The sequence below is a fragment of the Geodermatophilus sp. SYSU D01119 genome (assembly GCF_054049975.1).
In genome coordinates this window covers 58777-78307 of sequence record NZ_JBJGYL010000020.1, presented here as the reverse complement: position 1 = coordinate 78307, position 19531 = coordinate 58777, and the positions used below count along the sequence as shown (strand labels likewise).

At 75.2% G+C, this 19531-nt stretch carries 19 protein-coding genes; 12 read left to right on the top strand and 7 right to left on the bottom strand.

What is annotated here, in order from left to right; all coding sequences use genetic code 11:
• The first annotated feature begins 80 nt into the window (after positions 1 to 80).
• Entirely contained in the window at positions 81 to 1700 is a 1620-nt protein-coding gene (locus ACI79X_RS15890) for a M28 family metallopeptidase (RefSeq protein WP_457026384.1), read from the top strand.
• 51 nt (positions 1701 to 1751) lie between these two features.
• Here the strand turns inward: ACI79X_RS15890 and ACI79X_RS15885 are convergent, their stop codons facing one another.
• The 4 genes from ACI79X_RS15885 to ACI79X_RS15870 are packed head-to-tail and all read right to left on the bottom strand — an operon-like array spanning position 1752 to position 4271.
• Positions 1752 to 2486 (bottom strand): PIG-L deacetylase family protein, encoded by a 735-nt coding sequence (locus ACI79X_RS15885; protein ID WP_457026383.1) that lies wholly within the window; start codon positions 2484 to 2486, stop codon positions 1752 to 1754.
• A gap of 9 nt (positions 2487 to 2495) precedes the next feature.
• Entirely contained in the window at positions 2496 to 3398 is a 903-nt protein-coding gene (gene sigJ / locus ACI79X_RS15880; protein WP_457026382.1) for an RNA polymerase sigma factor SigJ, read from the bottom strand.
• Positions 3395 to 3964: a carboxymuconolactone decarboxylase family protein gene (locus tag ACI79X_RS15875; protein ID WP_457026381.1), complete on the bottom strand. Its 570-nt coding sequence runs from the start codon at positions 3962 to 3964 to the stop codon at positions 3395 to 3397. The genes sigJ and ACI79X_RS15875 overlap by 4 nt, the downstream gene beginning before the upstream one ends.
• Before the next feature lie 43 nt (positions 3965 to 4007).
• Positions 4008 to 4271, bottom strand: a complete 264-nt coding sequence (locus tag ACI79X_RS15870; protein ID WP_457026380.1) for a chorismate mutase — start codon at positions 4269 to 4271, stop codon at positions 4008 to 4010.
• Between the two features lie 248 nt (positions 4272 to 4519).
• Here ACI79X_RS15870 and pcrA point away from each other — a divergent pair, with 248 nt between their 5' ends.
• Positions 4520 to 6811: a DNA helicase PcrA gene (gene pcrA / locus ACI79X_RS15865; RefSeq protein WP_457026379.1), complete on the top strand. Its 2292-nt coding sequence runs from the start codon at positions 4520 to 4522 to the stop codon at positions 6809 to 6811.
• A gap of 11 nt (positions 6812 to 6822) precedes the next feature.
• Positions 6823 to 7251, top strand: coding sequence for a hypothetical protein (locus tag ACI79X_RS15860; RefSeq protein ID WP_457026378.1), 429 nt, complete (start codon positions 6823 to 6825; stop codon positions 7249 to 7251).
• A gap of 173 nt (positions 7252 to 7424) precedes the next feature.
• Here the strand turns inward: ACI79X_RS15860 and ACI79X_RS15855 are convergent, their stop codons facing one another.
• Complete coding sequence (locus tag ACI79X_RS15855; RefSeq protein WP_457026377.1) at positions 7425 to 8327, bottom strand: M23 family metallopeptidase; 903 nt, start codon at positions 8325 to 8327, stop codon at positions 7425 to 7427.
• Between the two features lie 187 nt (positions 8328 to 8514).
• Positions 8515 to 9336, bottom strand: coding sequence for a lipase family alpha/beta hydrolase (locus ACI79X_RS15850; protein WP_457026376.1), 822 nt, complete (start codon positions 9334 to 9336; stop codon positions 8515 to 8517).
• A gap of 317 nt (positions 9337 to 9653) precedes the next feature.
• On the opposite strand from ACI79X_RS15850, the gene ACI79X_RS15845 reads away from it, so the two are divergent.
• The 9 genes from ACI79X_RS15845 to ACI79X_RS15805 all read left to right on the top strand — a co-directional run bounded on the left by ACI79X_RS15845 (position 9654) and on the right by ACI79X_RS15805 (position 18753).
• A complete protein-coding gene (locus ACI79X_RS15845; RefSeq protein ID WP_457026375.1) occupies positions 9654 to 10730 on the top strand; it encodes a hypothetical protein in 1077 nt (358 codons plus the stop codon).
• Positions 10727 to 11086, top strand: coding sequence for a cobalamin B12-binding domain-containing protein (locus ACI79X_RS15840; protein WP_457026374.1), 360 nt, complete (start codon positions 10727 to 10729; stop codon positions 11084 to 11086). The genes ACI79X_RS15845 and ACI79X_RS15840 overlap by 4 nt, the downstream gene beginning before the upstream one ends.
• A 104-nt stretch (positions 11087 to 11190) precedes the next feature.
• Positions 11191 to 12354: an ADP-forming succinate--CoA ligase subunit beta gene (sucC, locus tag ACI79X_RS15835; protein WP_457026373.1), complete on the top strand. Its 1164-nt coding sequence runs from the start codon at positions 11191 to 11193 to the stop codon at positions 12352 to 12354.
• A gap of 28 nt (positions 12355 to 12382) precedes the next feature.
• Positions 12383 to 13261, top strand: a complete 879-nt coding sequence (sucD, locus tag ACI79X_RS15830; protein ID WP_457026372.1) for a succinate--CoA ligase subunit alpha — start codon at positions 12383 to 12385, stop codon at positions 13259 to 13261.
• 190 nt (positions 13262 to 13451) lie between these two features.
• Entirely contained in the window at positions 13452 to 14552 is a 1101-nt protein-coding gene (locus tag ACI79X_RS15825; RefSeq protein ID WP_457026371.1) for a hypothetical protein, read from the top strand.
• Positions 14553 to 14693: 141 nt separating this feature from the next.
• Positions 14694 to 15878 carry a cell division protein PerM gene (locus ACI79X_RS15820; RefSeq protein WP_457026370.1) on the top strand — a complete coding sequence of 395 codons (1185 nt, stop codon included), beginning with the start codon at positions 14694 to 14696 and terminating at the stop codon, positions 15876 to 15878.
• Between the two features lie 84 nt (positions 15879 to 15962).
• On the top strand, positions 15963 to 16568 hold the full coding sequence (gene purN, locus ACI79X_RS15815; RefSeq protein WP_457026369.1) for a phosphoribosylglycinamide formyltransferase: 606 nt from the start codon (positions 15963 to 15965) through the stop codon (positions 16566 to 16568).
• Complete coding sequence (gene purH / locus ACI79X_RS15810) at positions 16565 to 18124, top strand: bifunctional phosphoribosylaminoimidazolecarboxamide formyltransferase/IMP cyclohydrolase (RefSeq protein ID WP_457026368.1); 1560 nt, start codon at positions 16565 to 16567, stop codon at positions 18122 to 18124. Before purN ends, purH begins: the two co-directional genes overlap by 4 nt.
• A complete protein-coding gene (locus ACI79X_RS15805) occupies positions 18124 to 18753 on the top strand; it encodes a pentapeptide repeat-containing protein (RefSeq protein ID WP_457026367.1) in 630 nt (209 codons plus the stop codon). Before purH ends, ACI79X_RS15805 begins: the two co-directional genes overlap by 1 nt.
• A 146-nt stretch (positions 18754 to 18899) precedes the next feature.
• Here ACI79X_RS15805 and ACI79X_RS15800 read toward each other — a convergent pair whose 3' ends face one another.
• The gene (locus ACI79X_RS15800) at positions 18900 to 19502 is read right to left on the bottom strand and encodes a hypothetical protein (protein ID WP_457026366.1); all 603 of its coding nucleotides are present in this window, start codon (positions 19500 to 19502) and stop codon (positions 18900 to 18902) included.
• Positions 19503 to 19531 lie beyond the last annotated feature (29 nt).

Sequence of the window (19531 nt, the reverse complement as noted above, 5' to 3'; positions counted from 1 at the left end):
GACACGGGATGGCAGATCGCCGAACGAGATCCACGAGGACCGGCACGAGGGCCCTGGCGGCGGGCGCGGGAGGGCTGCTGGTGGCGCTCGCGCTGCCGGCGACCGCCGCGGTCGCGGCGCCGGGCGGCGGTGGCGGTGGTGGCGGCCACGGCGGTGGCGGGTGCGAGCACCGCAGCAACAACACCTACGAGAAGCTGCTCCGCTGCGTGACGGTCGGGGGCGTCCTCGAGCACCTCGAGGCGTTCCAGGAGATCGCCGACAAGAGCACCGACCCGGTCTACCCGGGCACGCGGGCCGCGGGCACCGATGGGTACGCCGACAGCGTCGCGTACGTGTCGGGCCTGCTCGAGGAGGCCGGTTACGAGGTCACGCTCGACCCGGTCGAGATCACCTTCAACTTCCCGGCGGTGCTGCGGCAGCTGACCCCGACCGAGGCCGAGTACGAGACCGGCGTGTTCACCGGCAGCGGATCCGGCACGGTCGAGGGCCAGGTCGTCCCGATCGACATCGAGCTGGCGACGGGCCCGGACGCGGTCTCCACCAGCGGCTGCGAGCCGGAGGACTTCGCCGGCGTCGACTGGAGCGGGGATGCCGACATCGCGCTCGTCCAGCGCGGCACGTGCTTCTTCGGCACCAAGGCCTACTACGCCGAACAGGCCGGCGCCGAGGCCGTGATCATCTTCAACCAGGGCAACACACCGGACCGCGAGGAGCTCATCGTCGCCGACGCCACGAGCGTGGACGAGCCGATCCCCGGCGCGCCCGGGCCGGTCACCCACGGCATCCCGGTCGTCGGCGCCAGCTTCGAGGACGGTCTGCTGCTGGCGGAGGAGGGCTCGACCGCGCACGTCCAGGTCCTGCCTGCCGAGACGCGCACCGACCACAACGTGATCGCGGAGCTCCCCGGGAAGAACCGGGACAACGTGGTCATGGCCGGCGCCCACCTCGACAGCGTCATCGAGGGGCCGGGCATCAACGACAACGGCTCCGGCTCGGCCGCGCTGCTCGAGACGGCGCTGATGATGGCCAACTCCCGCCCGGAGAACACGCTGCGGTTCGCCTGGTGGGCCGCGGAGGAGCAGGGCCTGGTCGGGTCGGCGGACTACGTCGCGGGCCTGTCGCAGGCCGAGCGGGACCGGATCGCGCTCTACATGAACTACGACATGGTCGGCTCGCCGAACTACGTCTTCATGGTCTACGACGCCGACCAGTCGACGTTCCCGGCACCCGAGGGGGTCCCGATCCCCGCGGGCTCGACGGCCATCGAGGACGTCTACGAGTCGTACTACACCGCGATCGGTCAGCCGTACGACGACACCGAGTTCTCCGGCCGGAGCGACTACGAGGCGTTCATCCTCGCCGACATCCCGTCGAGCGGTCTGTTCACCGGGGCCGAGGTGATCAAGACCGAGGAGCAGCAGGCGATCTGGGGCGGCACCGCGGGCGAGCAGTTCGACCCGTGCTACCACGAGGCCTGCGACACGATCGAGAACCTCGACCTGTTCGCGCTCGACGTGAACAGCGACCTGATCGCCTTCGCGATGCTCACGTTCGCCTACTCCACGGAGAGCGTGAACGGCGTCGTCGGCAAGCAGGTCCCGGGCCGGCCGTTCACGCTGCCGGCGCCGGCCGGTCCGCAGGGCACCTTCGCGGAGGACGGGGGCGGCGGGCTGGACCACTCCCACGGCGCTGACGCCTGATCCCTGGTCGCGGCGGGGCCGGCTCCTCCGGGGCCGGCCCCGTCCGCGTCGTCAGGCGGTGTGCACCACGTGGAAGGTCTCGGCGAGACGACCGTCCGGGAGGCCGTGGGCGCGGGCGTTCTGCGCCATCCAGCCGGTGACGAAGGCCTCCAGGTCGTCGAGGTGGCCCACCTGCGACACGTGGCTCTTCAGCGCGGCGAACTTGAGCTCGACGACGTCGGTGACGTCGACGGCGTGGTCGGCGCGGGGGCTGGCGCCCAGCCACACCTCCGACACCGTCCACGCCTCCAGGCCCTCCTCGCCCAGGAGCTCGGGGAAGGCGAACGGGTTGCGGGCGTCGGGGTACACGGCGCGCAGCGTCGACTCGCCCACCGTCATGTGGTCGGGATGGCTGGCGCCGATCCGCTCGTAGAAGCGCTCGGGGGAGCTCGTGAGCACCCGCTGCGGCCGGACCTGCCGGATCACCCGCGCGATGTCGCGGCGCAGGTCGAGGGTCAGCTCGAGCCGGCCGTCGGGGTAGCCGAGGAAGCGGACGTCGGTGACGCCGACCGCCTTGGCCGCCGCCGTCTGCTCCTCGCGGCGCAGCGGGCCCATGCGGTCGCGCGGGGTGTCGTCGAAGCCGCCGGCGTCGCCGTCGGTGACGATCAGGTAGGTCACCTCGGTGCCCGCGGAGGTCCAGGTGGCCACCGTCCCGGCGCTGCCGAAGTCGACGTCGTCGGGGTGGGCGAGCACGCAGAGGGCGCGCTCGACGTGCTCGGCGGGCTTCCGGGGCAGCGGCGCGGTCACCGGCGGAGCCTATGCGCGCGCCGCGCCGGCCCCCAGTCCGGACAGCTTCTCGGGGTTGAGCACCACGAGGACCTGCTGGACCAGCCCGTCGGCGACGACCAGCGACATCGCGACGAAGGGCCCGGCGTCGGTCCAGGCCGCGACGCCGGGCAGGCCGTTGACCTCGGCCAGTTCCAGCCGCAGCCCCGGGAGCGACGCGCCCTCGCCGCCCACGGCGGCGAGGAAGCGGGCCACCTTGTCCGCGCCGACGATCGGCCGCAGTGCGGCCTTGGTCCGTCCGCCGCCGTCGGTCACGAGCGCGGCGCCCGGCGCCAACGCGGCCAGCAGCGCGTCGAGGTCGCCGCCGACGCACGCGGCCAGGAAGCGCTCGGTCACCTCCCGGTGCGCCTGCCGGTCGGCGTCGAACCGCGGACGGCGCGCCGCCACGTGCTCCCGGGCGCGGTGCCCCAGCTGGCGGATCGCGGCCTCGGACCGGTCCAGCGCACGGGCCACCTCGGCGGCGGGCAGCCCGAACACCTCGCGGAGCACGAACACGGCCCGCTCGGCGGGGGAGAGGGTCTCCAGGACGACGAGCAGCGCCAGCGACACCTGCTCGCCGAGCTCCACCTCGTCGGCGGGGTCGGGCCCGGTACCGCTGAGCGGCGCGCCGGTGAGCAGCGGCTCGGGCAGCCACGGGCCGACGTAGGTCTCGCGGCGGGCACGGGCGGAGGTCAGCCGGTCCAGCGCCAGGTGGGTGGTCGTCCGGACGAGCCAGGCGCGCGGGTCGGCCACGTCGTCCCGGTCGGCCGCCGACCAGCGCAGCCAGGCCTCCTGCACGGTGTCCTCGGCGTCGGCGACGCTGCCCAGCATCCGGTAGGCGACACCGAACAGCAGCCGCCGGTGCGCGTCGAAGACCGGCAGGAGGCCGCTCACGCGCGGGCCGGGAGCTCGCAGCGGTCGCGGAAGCCCTGGCTGGACAGGCCCAGGGCGCCGTTCGTGCGCGACCGGGCGTTCTCCACGGACACCATCATCGTGAGCTCCACCAGTGCGGCGTCGTCGAGGTGGCGCCGCAGGCCGGCGACCATCTCGTCGGTCACGCCCAACGGGGTGGTGCTCATCGCCTCGGCGTACTCGACCACCCGCCGCTCGAGGTCGGTCAGGGCGTCACTGGTGCGCCAGACCGGTACGGCGCGGACCTTCGCCGGGTCGATGCCCTCCTGCGTGCTCACCCAGTGACCGAAGTCCACGCACCAGGAGCAGCCCACGGTCACCGCCGCGGACAGGACGGCGAGGTGCTTCAGCGTCGGGTCGAGCCGGTTCCACCTGCCGAGGGACCGCTCGTGGCGGAACTCGGTCAGGAGGACGCGGGGGTGGTGGCCCATCGCGGCGGCGGGGTCGAGCGTCGAGCCGTAGGTGCGGCGCGAGTACCAGTCGGCGACCCGGGTGAGCAGGGTGCGCGGCGGGTCGAGCGGGATGCGGGCGGCACGTGCGGTCGTCATGCCCCTGCAGACGACGCAGCCGCCCGCGGCGTGACATCCCGGCTCACAGGCGGCCGCGGCCCTGGCGCAGCAGCATCATCCCGAGCGCGGCGCCGTCGGCCCCCAGCGCGTCCTGGAAGCGGGCGATCACCTGCTGCTCCCGGGCGAGGGAGAGCCGGGTGCCGCCGGTGGCGCGGCGCAGCTGGCCGATCTCCTGCGACACGGCGAGGCGGCGCTGCACGAGCCGGATCAGCTCGGCGTCGCAGGCGTCGATCTCCCCGCGCAGCTCGGCGATGCGCTCGTCGGCGGGGGTGCTGGTGGCGGTCATCTCGGTCTCCTGGCGGGGGCGGGAGCCTCCGGGCCCGGGAACGAGAAACGCCCCGGGCTCCTCGGGCCCGGGGCGTTCGTTGCGGCGGCTGCTCAGCCGGCGGCGACGGACACCGGAACCCGGTGCCCGTAGTAAAAGCTGACGGTGGCGAGCAGCACGTCGCCGAGTGTGACACACGCCCGCAGCGGTCCACAGGAGGCCCGACGGCGGCCGGGGCCGTCACCCGGTCGAACTACAGTGGTGTGGCTATGAGCAGCGTGCAGCAGGCCCTCCCCGGAACCGCCGCGCTCCAGCGTTCCGCTCCCGGCTCCGCCGGCCGGGAACTGGACCGCATGCTGGCCGGACTCAACGGTCCCCAGCGCCAGGCCGTCGTCCACGAGGGCGGTCCGCTGCTCATCGTGGCCGGCGCGGGGTCGGGCAAGACCCGCGTGCTGGCCCACCGCATCGCCTACCTGCTCGGCGCCCGCGGCGTGCAGCCCGGTGAGGTGCTGGCGATCACCTTCACCAACAAGGCCGCCGGTGAGATGAAGGAGCGGGTGGCCCAGCTCGTCGGGCCGCGCGCCCGCGCCATGTGGGTGTCCACGTTCCACTCGATGTGCGTGCGCATCCTGCGGGCCGAGGCGGCCAAGCTCGGCCTGAAGTCGTCGTTCACGATCTACGACCAGGGCGACTCGGTCCGGCTCATGACGATGGTCGCGCGCGATCTCGACCTCGACGCCAAGCGATACCCCGGCCGCAGCCTCGCCGCGCAGGTGTCGAACCTGAAGAACGAGCTCGTCGACGAGGAGTCGTTCGACCCCCAGACGGCGCCGGAGAAGGTGCTCAAGGAGGCGTACACGCTCTACCAGCGGCGGCTGCGCGAGGCGCACGCGCTGGACTTCGACGACCTGATCATGACGACGGTCAACCTGCTGCAGGCCTTCCCCGACGTCGCCGAGCACTACCGCCGCCGGTTCCGGCACGTCCTGGTCGACGAGTACCAGGACACCAACCACGCGCAGTACGTCCTGGTGCGCGAGCTGGTCGGCACGGGGGAGGGGCCGGTCCCGCCCGGCGAGCTGTGCGTCGTCGGCGACGCCGACCAGTCGATCTACGCCTTCCGCGGCGCCACGATCCGCAACATCGACGAGTTCGAGCGCGACTACCCGCAGGCCACCACGATCCTGCTGGAGCAGAACTACCGCTCCACGCAGCGCATCCTCAAGGCCGCGAACACCGTCATCGCCAAGAACACCGGCCGCCGTCCCAAGAACCTGTGGACCGACGCCGGCGACGGCGAGCTGATCGAGGGCTACGTCGCCGAGAACGAGCACGACGAGGCCGCGTGGGTCGCCGAGCAGATCGACGCGCTGGTCGACGAGGGCAAGGCCCGGCCCGCCGACATCGCCGTCTTCTACCGCACCAACAACGCCTCCCGTGTGTTCGAGGAGGTGTTCATCCGCGTCGGCATGCCCTACAAGGTCGTCGGCGGGGTGCGCTTCTACGAGCGCAAGGAGGTCCGCGACGCGCTGGCCTACCTGAAGGTGGTCGCCAACCCGGCCGACGTCGTCAGCCTGCGGCGGGTGATCAACACGCCCAAGCGCGGTATCGGTGACAAGGCGGAGTCCTGCATCGAGCAGTTCGCCGACCGCGAGCGGATCGCCTTCGCGACGGCGCTGCGCCGGTGCGGGGAGATCACCACCCTCGCGCCGCGCTCGCTCAAGGCGCTGCAGGAGTTCGTGGCGCTGCTGGAGGAGTTCGAGCAGCTCGTCGAGACCGGCTCCGGCCCGGCCGCGCTGCTGGAGAGCATCCTCGACCGCACCGGCTACCTCGCCGAGCTCGAGGCCAGCACCGACCCGCAGGACGAGGGCCGCGTCGACAACCTCAACGAGCTCATCTCGGTGGCCGCCGAGTTCGAGGCCACCAACCCCGGCGGCACGGTCACCGACTTCCTCGAGCAGGTCTCGCTGGTGGCCGACGCCGACCAGGTCCCCGTCACCGGCGACGAGGCCGGCGTCGTCACGCTGATGACGCTGCACACCGCCAAGGGGCTGGAGTTCCCGGTCGTCTTCCTCACCGCGCTGGAGGACGGCGTCTTCCCGCACCTGCGTGCGCTCGGCGACCCGAAGGAGCTGGAGGAGGAGCGGCGGCTGGCCTACGTGGGCATCACGCGGGCGCAGCAGCGGCTGTTCCTCTCCCGCGCCACGGTCCGCACGAGCTGGGGCCAGCCGGCGTACAACCCGCCGTCGCGGTTCCTCGACGAGCTGCCCGGCGACACCGTCCACTGGGCGCGCACCGACCCGACGCCGGCTCCCAGCACCGGTTCGGCGCAGCAGCGGGTGGCGGCCACGGGGCTGTCCACCGGCGGCCTGCGCGGCGGGCGCGGCAACCGCGCGGTGATCTCCGTCGAGGTCGGCGACCGGGTGAGCCACGACGCGTTCGGCCTGGGCACCGTCGTCGAGGTCAACGGCGTGGGCGACAAGGCGCAGGCCACGGTCGACTTCGGCTCCGGCGGCACCAAGCGCCTCGTCCTGCGCTACGCCCCGCTCGTCAAGCTCTAGCGTCCACGGGGGTGTGCGAGGACCTGTCCGAGGACGCGGTCCTCGACGTCGTCGACCGTGCGCTCGGCGGGCTCCCGCAGGGTGCTGTGACCATCCGCCGTCGTGGCCTGGGCGAGCACGAGGTGCTCGAGCTCAGCCCGTGTCGGCCGGGTGCGGTGTCGGTGGTGGTCGACTGGCGGCTCGACGGCGTCCACGTGTTCGTCGGCGAGGTCGGGCCGCCCATCGAGATCGCGGCTCCGCTGAACACCGATCACGGCCCGCCGGACCGGCCCTGGGACGAGGACCTGCTCGAGGTCCTGACGGCCGTCGGTGCGGGCAGGGTCTCGATCGGGATGCGGGACGGGGTGCCGTCGGACCTCGTGCTGGAGAGCAGCCGCCTCGGTGTGCGCTCACGCCCGGGCCGCGCCCTGGCCTGGGAACGCCCTGCTCCCTGGAGCTGACCGCGGGTTCCTGCGGTGCTCGCCGCGCTCCTGCGGTGGTGCAGGGCCGCAGGAGCGCGCACGGCACCGCAGGAGTGCCGGGCCCGCCGGACGCCCCGGCTCCTGGGGTGCTCTCCAGTCCCCACCGGGGTGCTGCAGGACCGGCATCCCGCGAGGAACGCCGGCACTCCGGGTCAGATGGCGACGCCGCGGTCGGCGAGCCACTCCTCGGGGTCGATCGGGCGGCCGGTCATGCCGCCGCGGTGGATCTCGTAGTGCAGGTGGGGCCCGGTCGACTGGCCCTCGTTGCCGACCTTCGCGATGAGGTCGCCGGCGTGCACGATGTCGCCGGCCGAGACGTCGTAGTAGCGCATGTGCCCGTAGATGTGCACGTTGCCGTCGGCGTCCTGGATGTAGACGGCGTTCCCGTAGCCGGACGCGCGGCCGGCGCGCAGCACCACGCCGTCGGTGGCCGAGTGGATCGGCGTGCCGAGCGGGGCGGCGAGGTCGAGGCCCCAGTGCATGGAGCCCCAGCGCTGGCAGAAGCAGGTGGTCATGCGGCCCGACGTCGGGAGCACGGTCTCCGGCTCGCGGGCGGCGCGGGAGGCGGCGAGCTCGGACAGCCGGACGGCGGCCTCGGCCTCGGTGATGCCGCGCCGCGCGCCGGCCTCGTCCAGCCCGCCGGAGAAGCCGATGTCGGCGGCGCCGAGGCCGTAGTCGGCGGCGCTCGCGGTGACCGGCTGCGGCTCGTTGCCGGTGAAGGTCGGGACGGCGGCCACCAGCGCACCGGCGACCAGCGCGCCGAGCCACATGCCGCCGCGGCGGCCGGGAGGACGGCGGACCGAGCGGCGCGCGGCCGGCTCGGCGGCGGCGTCGGCGGCCGGCTCGGAGGCGGCCCGCGGCGGGGCAGCGGGCGCGGTGGCGGAGGCGGCCGGGGCCTGAGCGGCAGGCGAGGTGGCGGTCACCGGGGACACGGCCGGGACGGACGCCGTCCGCGGCGGCGGCACCGGGGCCACCGGGCGCAGGCCCGGGATGCGGCCGGTCGCCTCCAGCTCGGCCGACGCGCGGCCGGCGGCAGGCTCGAGGAGCGCGGTCACGCAGATCCCCTTCGTCCACGCTCCCGGGACCACGAGGTGCTGCGGTCCGTCGGGGAGCGACGGCGGTGGAGGCGCCCGGTGGACGCCCGCCGGTGGGTACCGGCGCCGTGATCGGACCGTAACGTTCCGTCAGGCCGTCCCGCGGTAGGCGACGCTGCGTGTCGCCATGTCCCCTGAGGGTGACCGGTCAGGCGACAGCAGCCGGGGCGTCCACCGGAGCGGCGACCGGGCGCAGGCCGGCGAGCGTGGCCGCGACCTCGTCGACGACGGCGCGGGAGAAGGGCAGCGTCATGTGCCCGAGGCCCCGCACGAGCACGTTGCGCGCCCGCAGGTCGGGGTGGTCGCAGCGGCCGTTGCGCGTGGGGATGACCAGCTGGTCGAGGTCGCTGTAGACGGCGGTCATCCGGGTGTCCCAGTGCGGCGCGGGCGCGGCCAGCTCCTCGAGCACCGCCGACCCCGGGCGCAGCTGGCGGACCATGGGGGTGGGCAGCAGGTGGGCCAGCACGGACCCGCCGTGCGGGGTGCCCAGCGTCGTCAGCGACTCCACGCGCCGGCCACCGCCCTGGAGCTGGACGTAGTGCCGGGCGATCAGCCCGCCGAGGCTGTGGCCGACGACGTGCACCCGGTCGTGCCCGGTCTGCGCACAGATCCGCTCGACGTGCTCGCCGAGGTCGCGGGCACCCTCGGCGACGTCGCCCAGCAGCGGGCTGTAGTTCCAGGTGCACACCTGCGCGAAGCCGCGCCGGCGCAGGCCGCGGCGCATGAGCGTGAAGATCGACCGGTTGTCGACCAGGCCGTGCACCAGCAGCACCGGGATGCGGGCGGCCAGCGGGTCGGCGGCGAACAGGGCCCGTACCGACGGCGACTGCTCGCCCGGGCGGCAGCGGACGTCGGGGCGCAGCTCCTCGGTGCGCGTGCCGAGCGGGTACATGAGCACGTGGGCACCGACCCAGGCGAGCTCGGCGAGCCCGCCGGTCACCGTGGCCGGCGTCGCCAGCGCGCGCAGCACGCCCCGTGGCGTCCCGGAGGAGACCTCGCCCGTGTGCGACTCTGGACCGGGCCCCCGACAGCCGGTCGTGCGCATGGACAGGTCCTCCCGTCGGTCGGCCACCGGCCAGGTCCAGGGACCTGGGCCCCGTCGGCGGCCGGAGCACCACTGCTGTGCTCCGTTCACCTGACGGTAATGCCCGTGTGTGGCGACGGTCACACCACGAGCGCCGCGTCTCGACGAGATCGAGGCCGGATCGCAACACATCTCGACGAAGACGCGACGAGACGAGCGCGACGATCGGATCACGACGATCGGATCGCGACGAAGGGGGAACAGTGGCCGGCCGCGACCGCTCCGCCCGTGACGACCGCACGCGCGGCGCCACCGCCCGGCGCGCCGCCTCCGCCGCGGGCCCCGGACGGCGCGGCGCGGGCAACCGGCCCGCCGCGGACCGCCGGGCGCCGCGCACGCCGGCCGGCGCCCCCGTCCCCGCCGACGGGCTGGTGGTCGGCGACGTCCCGCCGGCCGCCCGCGCGGCCGGCGTCGCCCTCGTGCTCGCGGGCCTCGCCGGGATCGCCGCGCTGTTCCCCACCTACCTCGTCGTCGGCGGGCAGGAGCTCGTCCTCGGTCGGGGGCTCGGCGCCGTGCTGGTGGGTCTGCTCGTCCCGGTGGCGTCGATCGCCGTCGGCGCCGGCCTCACCGCCGGGCGGGTGCCGCGCCTGGGGCTCGCCTACGCCGGGGTCGGCGGGGTGCTGGCCCTCGGGTCGCTGCTCATCGAGGTCTACCGCGGCAGCAGCTCCACCGTGCGGCCGGGCATCGAGGTGCTCGCGGGGGAGCGGGTGCTCACCAGCTCGGTGTCCACCGGCGCCGGCTGGTGGCTGTCGGTCGCCGCGCTCGCCCTGACCGTGCTCGCCGGCGCCCTCGCCGCCGCGTCGTGGGGCCGGACGGTCATGGAGGACCGCGGCGCGCTCGACCCCGCCCGGCCCGGGCTGGCCGGCGCCGCGGTGCTGCTCGGCGTCCTCACCGTGCTGTGCCTGGCGCTGCCGGCCGCCGACGTCCCCGACCGGCTCGTCGACGACCCCTCCACCGGCCTCGAGGTCGTCGTCGAGCAGCAGGGCCCGCAGGCGCTGCTCGAGCGGCCCGGGCTCGCTCTGCTCGGCGGCCTGCTGCTCGCCGGCGCCGTCGTCCTCGCCTCCGTGCTCGCGCCCTCGCTGCGGCCGCGGCTGGCCGCCGTCGGGGGCCTGCTCGCCGTCGCGGTGACCGTGCTCGCCGCCGGGCTCGCCGGCCTGCGCGACGCCGTCACCTCCGACGCGCTCGAGTGGACGGTCCCCGGCGCCGGGCTGCTGGCCGCCGGCCTGGGCTACGCGCTGCTCACCGTCCTGGCCTGGCGCCTGCGCCGCGCCGCGGCGTGACCCCGGCCGAGCGGCTCCGGGTCGTCGTCGCCGGGCCCGACGTGCAGGACGACCCGCGGGCGGTCGCCCTCGCCCGGGCGCTGCGCGACGCCGGCGCCGAGGTCGTGCTCACCGGCGTGCCGGCGTCGGCGGACCGGCTGGCCGCCACCGTCGTCCAGGAGGACGCCGACGCCGTCGGCCTGGCCGGCGCGCCGACCGACCTGCCGGCCGGGCTGCTCGCACGGCTGGCCGGGGACGGTGCCGACGACGTGACCGTCTTCGTCCTCGGCGACGGCGGCGAGCTGCCCGCCGGTGTGCTCCGGTTCCCCGACGGCACCCCGCCCGACGACGTCGTCGCAGCGCTGCGCCGCGCCTGACCTGCGGGCCCGTCCGGGACGCCCACCCGGGAGCGTGTGAGCCCGGGCACGGCACCCACCGCCGGTGCGGCAGGCCGGGATCGCTGGGGCTACGGTGCCTGTCCGTGGATCTCTTCGAGTACCAGGCGCGTGACCTGCTGGCCTCGCACGGCGTGCCCGTGCTCCCCGGCGGCGTGGCCGAGACACCCGAGCAGGCCGAGGCGATCGCCCGCGAGATCGGGCAGACCGTGGTCGTCAAGGCGCAGGTCAAGACCGGCGGTCGCGGCAAGGCCGGCGGCGTGAAGCTGGCCGACAACGCCGAGGACGCCCGGGCGCGGGCCCAGGACATCCTCGGCCTGGACATCAAGGGGCACATCACCCACAAGGTGATGGTGGCCCAGGCCAGCGACATCGCCGAGGAGTACTACTTCTCCTACCTGCTCGACCGGTCCAACCGCACCTTCCTGGCCATGGCCAGCGTCGAGGGTGGCATGGAGATCGAGCAGCTCGCCGTCGAGCGCCCCGAGGCCCTCGCCCGCATCCCGGTCGACGCCTCGGTCGGCGTCGACACCCAGAAGGCCGCCGAGATCGTCGACGCCGCCGGGTTCGCCCCCGAGGTGCGCGACCAGGTGATCGCCATCGCCGTGCAGCTGTGGGACGTCTTCAGCAAGGAGGACGCCACGCTCGTCGAGGTCAACCCGCTGGCCAAGGCGCCCGACGGCACCGTCCTCGCGCTCGACGCGAAGGTGACCCTCGACGAGAACGCCTCCTTCCGGCACGCCGAGCACGCGGCGCTGGAGGACACCGCCGCCGCCGACCCGCTCGAGGCGCGCGCCAAGGAGAAGGACCTCAACTACGTCAAGCTCGAGGGCGAGGTCGGGATCATCGGCAACGGTGCCGGCCTGGTCATGAGCACCCTCGACGTCGTCGCCTACGCCGGTGAGGAGTTCGGCGGCGTCAAGCCGGCCAACTTCCTCGACATCGGTGGCGGCGCCTCGGCCGAGGTCATGGCCAACGGCCTGGAGATCATCCTCTCCGACCCGGCCGTGAAGAGTGTCTTCGTCAACGTCTTCGGCGGGATCACCGCCTGCGACGCGGTGGCGAACGGCATCGTCTCCGCCCTCGGCATCCTCGGCGACGAGGCGACCAAGCCGCTGGTGGTCCGGCTCGACGGCAACAACGTCGAGGAGGGCCGCCGGATCCTCGCCGAGGCGAACCACCCGCTGGTGACCGTGGTGGACACGATGGACGGCGCCGCGCGCCGGGCCGCCGAGCTCGCCGCCGCCTGACCGCCCACCCCAGACAGGACCTGAAGAGATGTCGATCTTCCTCAACGAGAACAGCAAGGTCATCGTCCAGGGCATGACCGGCTCGGAGGGCAGCAAGCACACGCAGCGCATGCTGGCCTCCGGCACCGCGATCGTCGGTGGCGTCAACCCGCGCAAGGCCGGCACCAGCGTCGACTTCGAGGGCGCCAGCGTGCCGGTGTTCGGCGGCGTCGCCGAGGCCATGAAGGAGACCGGCGCCGACGTCAGCGTCATCTTCGTGCCGCCGCCGTTCGCCAAGGCCGCGGTCATCGAGGCGATCGACGCGCAGATCGGGCTCGCCGTCGTCATCACCGAGGGCATCCCGGTGCACGACTCGACCGCCTTCTGGGCGCACGCCCAGGGCAGCGCGACCCGGATCATCGGCCCGAACTGCCCGGGCCTGATCAGCCCCGGGCGCTCGAACGCCGGCATCATCCCGGCCAACATCACCAAGCAGGGCAAGATCGGGCTGGTCAGCAAGTCCGGCACGCTGACCTACCAGATGATGTACGAGCTCCGGGACATCGGTTTCTCCACCGCCATCGGCATCGGCGGCGACCCGGTCATCGGCACCACGCACATCGACGCGCTGCAGGCCTTCCAGGACGACCCGGAGACCGAGGCCATCGTGATGATCGGTGAGATCGGTGGCGACGCCGAGGAGCGCGCGGCCGACTTCATCAAGGCCAACGTCACCAAGCCCGTCGTCGGCTACGTCGCCGGCTTCACCGCCCCCGAGGGCAAGACGATGGGCCACGCCGGCGCGATCGTGTCCGGCTCGGCCGGCACCGCGCAGGCGAAGAAGGAGGCCCTCGAGGCCGCTGGCGTCGGCGTCGGCAAGACGCCGTCGGAGACCGCCCGCCTGATGCGGGAGCTCGTCGGCGCCTGACCGCCACCTCCGTGATCTGCCCCGGCCCCTGCCCAGGAGCCGGGGCAGTTCCGCGTGTCGGGGCCGGATCGCGGCCCGGTCACGATCCCGCCCCTTCGTGGGGAGGGGTGGGCGTGGCGGGGTTGCAGGCCGTCGCCGGCGGGGGAGAGCATCCGCGACGCCGTACCCAGGAACGAGAGAGAGCCGAACCATGACGTCCAGTCAGCCGCCGCAGCAGCCCGGGGGCCCCGGCCAGCCGGGGCCGGGCGGTCAGCCGGGGTACGGGCAGCAGCCGCCGTACGGCGCGCCCCAGGGCCAGCCGGTCCCCGGGCAGCAGCCCTACGGTCAGCCCTACGGACAGCAGCCGCCCTACGGCGCGCCCCAGGGACAGTCCCCGTACGGCCAGTCCTACGGCGCGCCGCAGGGCCCGTACGGCCAGCAGCCGCCCTACGGCCAGCCGTGGGGGCAGCCCCCCCGCCCGGCCGGCGCCGGCTTCGACCTCAAGCGCCTCAAGGTCGCCGACCACCTCGTCGCCGCGGGTGCGCTGGCCTTCCTCGTCCTGGCGATCCTGCCGTGGATCGACTTCGACGACAGCTACTTCTCCACCGACTACGACGTCAACGGCTTCTCTTTCAGCGGCCTGGTCACCTTCAGCTTCATCCTGCTGCTGGCGGCCGCCGTCTGGGCGCTGCTGCCGGCGGTCACCGAGCTGCGCCTGGGCTTCCCGCGCAGCTGGGTCACCGTGGGTCTCGCCGGGCTCGCGCTGCTGCTCACGCTGATCGCCTGGATCCAGACCTTCGACTGGGAGTTCAGCCTCGTCGGGCTGCTCGCGCTGCTGGTCACCGCCGCGGTCACCGCCGTCGCCGTCCTGCGGCTCGTCCCGGAGCTGCGCAACCGGCCGGCGCTGCCGGGCGCCGTCGCCGGGGCCACCCAGTGGGCCAACCAGCAGGCGCCGGACTTCGGCCAGCACGGGTCGTCGACCAACCCCGGTCCGCCCGCCGGCCAGCCGGGCCCGTACGGCCGGCAGCAGGCCTACGGCCAGCCGGGCCCGTACGGCCAGGCGGGGCCCTACGGCCAGCAGGGGGAGTACGGCCAGCAGGGGCAGTACGGCCAGCCGGCCCCCTACGGGCAGCCGGGTCAGCAGTGGGGCCAGCCGCAGCCGGGCCAGCCGGGTCCGTACGGCGCCCAGCCCGGCCAGCCCGCTCAGCCCGCCCAGCCCTCTCAGCCCGCCCAGCCCTCGACGCCGTCGCCGGCCACCGACCCGGGCCGGCAGCCCGGCGGCTCGAGCGCCTCGGGCCAGGGCCGGCCCTGACCCCGGCACCGCGCGTCCCCTGAGGACGCACCCGTCCCGACGAGGGCCGGCGGCACCCGCCGCCGGCCCTCGTCGGCCTCCGGGGATCCGTCCCGGCGCGTGCGACCGGCATCCGGCCGCCGCGCTTGCGACAGTGGGGACGTGGTCTCCCTGCTGGCGCGCCTGCCCGTCCCCGGCCGGCAGCAGCCCGCCGCCCGCGGGGCCGGGTTGGCGGTCGCGGCCACCGCGGCGGTGTCCCTGCTCGGCCTCGTCGGCCTGAGCCTCGCGGTCGTCGTCGTCCAGGCGCTCGACCCCTCGGGCGGCCTGCCCGTCGGCGGGTCGATCCGGGTCGCCGGGCAGCTGTGGCTGCTGGCCAACGGCGGCGGCCTGGACCTCGGGTCCGGGCCGGTCGTGCTGGCGCCGCTGCTGCTCACCCTCGCCGTCGCCTTCGGCCTGTCCCGCGTCGGGCGCGGGGTCACCCGGGTGGCCGAGCCGGCCGGGACCGGCGCGGCCGGCGTCGTCGTGGGGACGGCGGTGGCGGTGCACGCACTGCTCGCCGTGCTGCTGGCGCTCGCCGTCGACGGGCCCGGCGCGCGCGCCGACCTGCTGCGCTGCGCGGCCGGCGCGGCGGTCCTCGCCCTCGTGGCGGCCGGCTGGGGCGTGCTGCGGGAGAGCGGCCTGGCCGAGGCCGCCCTCGACCGGCTCCCCGGACCCGTGCGGCCGCTGCTGCCGGCCGTCCTCGCCGGCCTGCTCGCCGCCGGCGGCCTGTGCTGCGCGGTGGTGGCGGTCGCCGTGGGCGCCGACGCCGCCGGGTACGCGGCGGTCGAGCGGTCGCTGGGCGGGTCGGGCGCCGGGGTCCTCGGGCTCCTCGCGCTCGGCGCGCTGCTGCTCCCCAACGCGGCCGCCGCGGCCCTCGGCGTCGCCGCCGGGCCCGGCTTCTCCGTCGGCGCGGCGACCGTCGTCTCCGTGCACGGGGTCAGCCTCGGGCCGGTCCCCGCGCTGCCGCTGCTGGCCGCGCTCCCCGACACCCAGGCCGTGCCCCTGCTGGCCTTCGCCTCCCAGGCGGTGCCCGCGCTGGCCGGCCTCGTGGCCGGCACGGTGCTCGGCCGCCGGATGGGGAACGACGACGGCGGCTCGGTCTCGGCGGGACTCTGGGGCCTCCTCGCCGGGGCGCTGCTCGGGGGAGCCTCCGGGCTCGCCGTCGCGGTCGCCGGCGGCTCCCTGGGCGACGGCGGGCTGGCCCACGTCGGGGCGCCGCCGGTGGCCACCGGGCTGGCCGTCGCGCTGCAGGCGGCCATCGCCGCGGCCCTCGCGGCGGCCGTGGCACGCTGGCGGGCGCGGGACTGACGCCCCGTCCGGCTGGCCCCGTCCCGAGGCTCGCGCCGAGCCTGCGAGGCGGGAGGAGGACGGGGTCCTTATAGGGTCGGGCGCGTGCCGGCCGCCCCACCTCCCGCGCGGGCGCGGGTCGTGGTGCTGCTGTCGGGCACCGGCTCGCTGTGCGCGGCGCTCCTCGACGCCGCCGACGCCCCCGGCTACCCCGCGGAGGTGGTCGCCGTCGGCGCCGACCGCGACGCCGCCGGCCTCGAGCACGCCCGCCGCCGGGGCCTGCCCACCTTCACCGTCCCGCTGCGCGCCTTCCCCGACCGGGCCGCCTGGGACGCCGCGCTGGCCGAGGCGATCGCCGAGCACCGCCCCGACTGGGTGGTGTCCGCGGGGTTCATGAAGATCGTCGGCCCGGCCGTGCTGGCGCGGTACGAGGGCCGGCTGGTCAACACCCACCCGGCGCTGCTGCCGGCGTTCCCCGGCGCACACGCCGTCCGCGACGCCCTCGCCGCCGGCGCGGACGTCACCGGCAGCACCGTCCACCTCGTCGACGCCGGCGTGGACACCGGCCCCGTGCTCGCCCAGCGCGAGGTGCCGGTGCTGCCCGGCGACGACGAGGACCGACTGCACGAACGGATCAAGGCCGTGGAGCGCACGCTCCTGGTGGAGACGGTGGCGCGACTCGTCACCGGGACGACGGAGGACCCCCAGTGACCGAGACCGATCCCCGGATCCCCGTCCGACGCGCGCTGCTCGGCGTCTACGACAAGGCCGGCATCGAGGAGCTGGCCCGCGGGCTCGCCGACGCCGGGGTCGAGCTGGTCAGCACCGGCGCCACCGCCCGCCGCATCGCCGAGGCCGGCATCGCCGTCACCCCGGTCGAGCAGGTCACCGGGTTCCCCGAGTGCCTCGACGGGCGCGTGAAGACCCTGCACCCGGCGGTGCACGCCGGCATCCTCGCCGACCGGCGGAAGCCCGAGCACGTCGCGCAGCTCGAGGAGCTCGGCATCGCGGCCTTCGACCTCGTGGTGGTCAACCTCTACCCGTTCACCGAGACGGTGGCCTCGGGCGCCACGCCCGACGAGTGCGTCGAGCAGATCGACATCGGCGGCCCGGCGATGGTGCGCGCCGCGGCGAAGAACCACCCGTCGGTCGCCGTCGTCGTCGACCCGGCGCGCTACGGCGACGTCCTCGCCGCCGTCACCGCGGGCGGCTTCACCCTCGTCGAGCGGCAGCGGCTGGCCGCAGCCGCCTTCCGGCACACCGCGAGCTACGACGTCGCCGTCGCCTCGTGGATGGGCAGCGTGCTCGCGCCCGACGACGAGTCGGCGTTCCCCGCCTGGGTCGGCGCTTCGTGGGAGCGGGCCGACGTGCTGCGCTACGGCGAGAACCCGCACCAGCAGGCCGCGCTCTACCGCGGCGGGACGCCCGGCCTCGCGCACGCCGAGCAGCTGCACGGCAAGCAGATGTCCTACAACAACTACGTCGACACCGACGCTGCGTGGCGGGCCGCGCAGGACCACAACGACCCCTGCGTCGCGATCATCAAGCACGCCAACCCGTGCGGCATCGCCGTCGGCGCGGACATCGCCTCCGCCCACCGCAAGGCGCACGCCTGCGACCCGGTGTCGGCGTTCGGGGGGGTCATCGCCGCCAACCGCGAGGTCGACCTCGCCATGGCCGAGCAGGTGGCCGACGTCTTCACCGAGGTCGTCGTCGCGCCGTCGTTCACCGAGGACGCGCTCGGCGTGCTGACGGCGAAGAAGAACATCCGCCTGCTGCGCCTGGACGACGCCGCGCGGCCGGCGGTGGAGATGCGGCCGGTCAGCGGCGGGCTGCTGCTGCAGAGCGCCGACCGGATCGACGCCGACGGCGACGACCCGACGACGTGGACGCTGGCCTGCGGGGAGCCGCTGGACGCCGCCGGCCTCGACGACCTGGTGTTCGCCTGGCGCTCGGTCCGCGCGGTGAAGAGCAACGCGATCCTGCTCGCCCACGACAAGGCGACCGTCGGGGTCGGCATGGGCCAGGTGAACCGGGTGGACTCCGCGCGCCTCGCGGTGACGCGGGCGGGGGAGCGGGCCGCGGGGTCGGTGGCCGCCTCCGACGCGTTCTTCCCCTTCGCCGACGGCCTGCAGGTGCTCCTCGACGCCGGGGTGCGCGCCGTGGTCCAGCCGGGTGGGTCGGTGCGGGACGAGGAGGTCGTCGCCGCCGCGCGCGCGGCCGGGGTGCCGCTCTACCTCACCGGGACCCGCCACTTCGCCCACTGATGCCGGGGTCCAGGCCGCACGTCCGCCCGCCGGAGGACGGTGCCGAGGTCGTCGACGCCGACCTGTCCTCGGTGGACTGGTGGGGCGCCGAGCTCGAGGGTGTCACGTTCACCCGCTGCCGGTTCCACGACGCCGACCTGACCGAGCTGGTCACCCGGCGCTGCGTCTTCGACTCCTGCGTGCTCACCGGGGTGCGGATGAGCGGCTCGCGGCACCGCGGGTCGGCCTTCCTGTCCTGCCGCTTCGACCGGGCGCGGCTGATCGACGTCGTCTGGGACGGCTGCAAGCTCACCGGCTCGCACTTCCCGGGCGCCACGCTGCGGCCGCTGACCAGCACCGACTGCGACTGGAGCTGGACGTCGCTGCGCGGTGCGGACCTGTCGGGCACCGACCTGTCCGGCCAGCGGTTCCGCGAGGCCGACCTGACCGACGCCGACCTGCGCGAGTGCGACCTCACCGGTGCCGACCTCGACCGCGCGCGGATGCAGGGCGCGAAGCTGCGCGGGGCCGACCTGCGCGGCGCGGCCACCGAGGCCTGGCCGTGGCGCGGCCTGGAGCTCACCGGCGTCCGGCTCGACCTGCCCCACGCCGTCCAGCTCGCCCAGGCCCATGGGGCCATCGTCGAGTAGGTGACCCGCCGTGACACCTGGTCGGCCTACCGGCCTCCACCGCGGCCAGGTGCCGTCCCCCTGCTGCGCGGAACCCCGTCACGACGTCCCGACCGGGAGCCTCCGGCCCCGCGGCCGGTCCGCCGTCCTCGCAGGGCGGCTCACCCCTACCGGTACTTCGGGCCCTTCAGCATCGCCCAGAGGGCGCCGAGCAGGCCGAGGACGCCCACGGCGCAGCCGAACCAGAAGCCGAGCGCGAAGCGGCCGGCGTCCCACTCCTCGCGGGACAGCGGCACGAGCACCGCGGCGATCGCCAGGGCGCTGACGGCGAGCGCCAGCACGCCGAGCGTGCGGTGGGTGCGCGCCGGCAGCCACAGCAGGATCCCCAGCAGGAACAGCGCCGCGCCGCCGAGGACCACGGCCAGCGGCTGCCAGAAGCCGGACGACGTCAGCTGCGAGAAGCCGTCGCCGAGCTCGGTGAACCCGCGCCCGACGAGGTCCCAGCCCCGGTCGGGGCTGTCGGCCAGCCAGCGCAGCAGCACGCTGGTGCCGGCGGCGATCCCCGCGAGGATGCACAGCAGGCCGGCGAGGGAGGCGGGCCGGCGCACCGCCACCGGCCGGGTCGAGTAGTTCGGCGAGGTGTAGTAGTTCTCGCCCGTGCCGGCGTAGCCGTGCGCCCCGGAGCCGCCGGCGCCCGGCGCCGTCTGCTCCCGCCGCTCACCGGCCTGCGCGGCGGGCATCTGCCGGGTCGACGGGTCGCGCTCGGTCATCGGCACTCCTCGCTGGGCGGGCGGGACGG

Excerpts from the sequence above, each read along its gene's own strand:
- pcrA (WP_457026379.1), top strand. The coding sequence starts at position 4,520 with ATGAGCAGCGTGCAGCAGGCCCTCCCCGGAACCGCCGCGCTCCAGCGT.
- ACI79X_RS15825 (WP_457026371.1), top strand. The coding sequence starts at position 13,452 with ATGACGTCCAGTCAGCCGCCGCAGCAGCCCGGGGGCCCCGGCCAGCCG.
- ACI79X_RS15875 (WP_457026381.1), bottom strand. The coding sequence starts at position 3,964 with ATGACGACCGCACGTGCCGCCCGCATCCCGCTCGACCCGCCGCGCACC.
- ACI79X_RS15870 (WP_457026380.1), bottom strand. The coding sequence starts at position 4,271 with ATGACCGCCACCAGCACCCCCGCCGACGAGCGCATCGCCGAGCTGCGC.
- ACI79X_RS15800 (WP_457026366.1), bottom strand. The coding sequence starts at position 19,502 with ATGACCGAGCGCGACCCGTCGACCCGGCAGATGCCCGCCGCGCAGGCC.
- ACI79X_RS15805 (WP_457026367.1), top strand. The coding sequence starts at position 18,124 with ATGCCGGGGTCCAGGCCGCACGTCCGCCCGCCGGAGGACGGTGCCGAG.
- sucD (WP_457026372.1), top strand. The coding sequence starts at position 12,383 with ATGTCGATCTTCCTCAACGAGAACAGCAAGGTCATCGTCCAGGGCATG.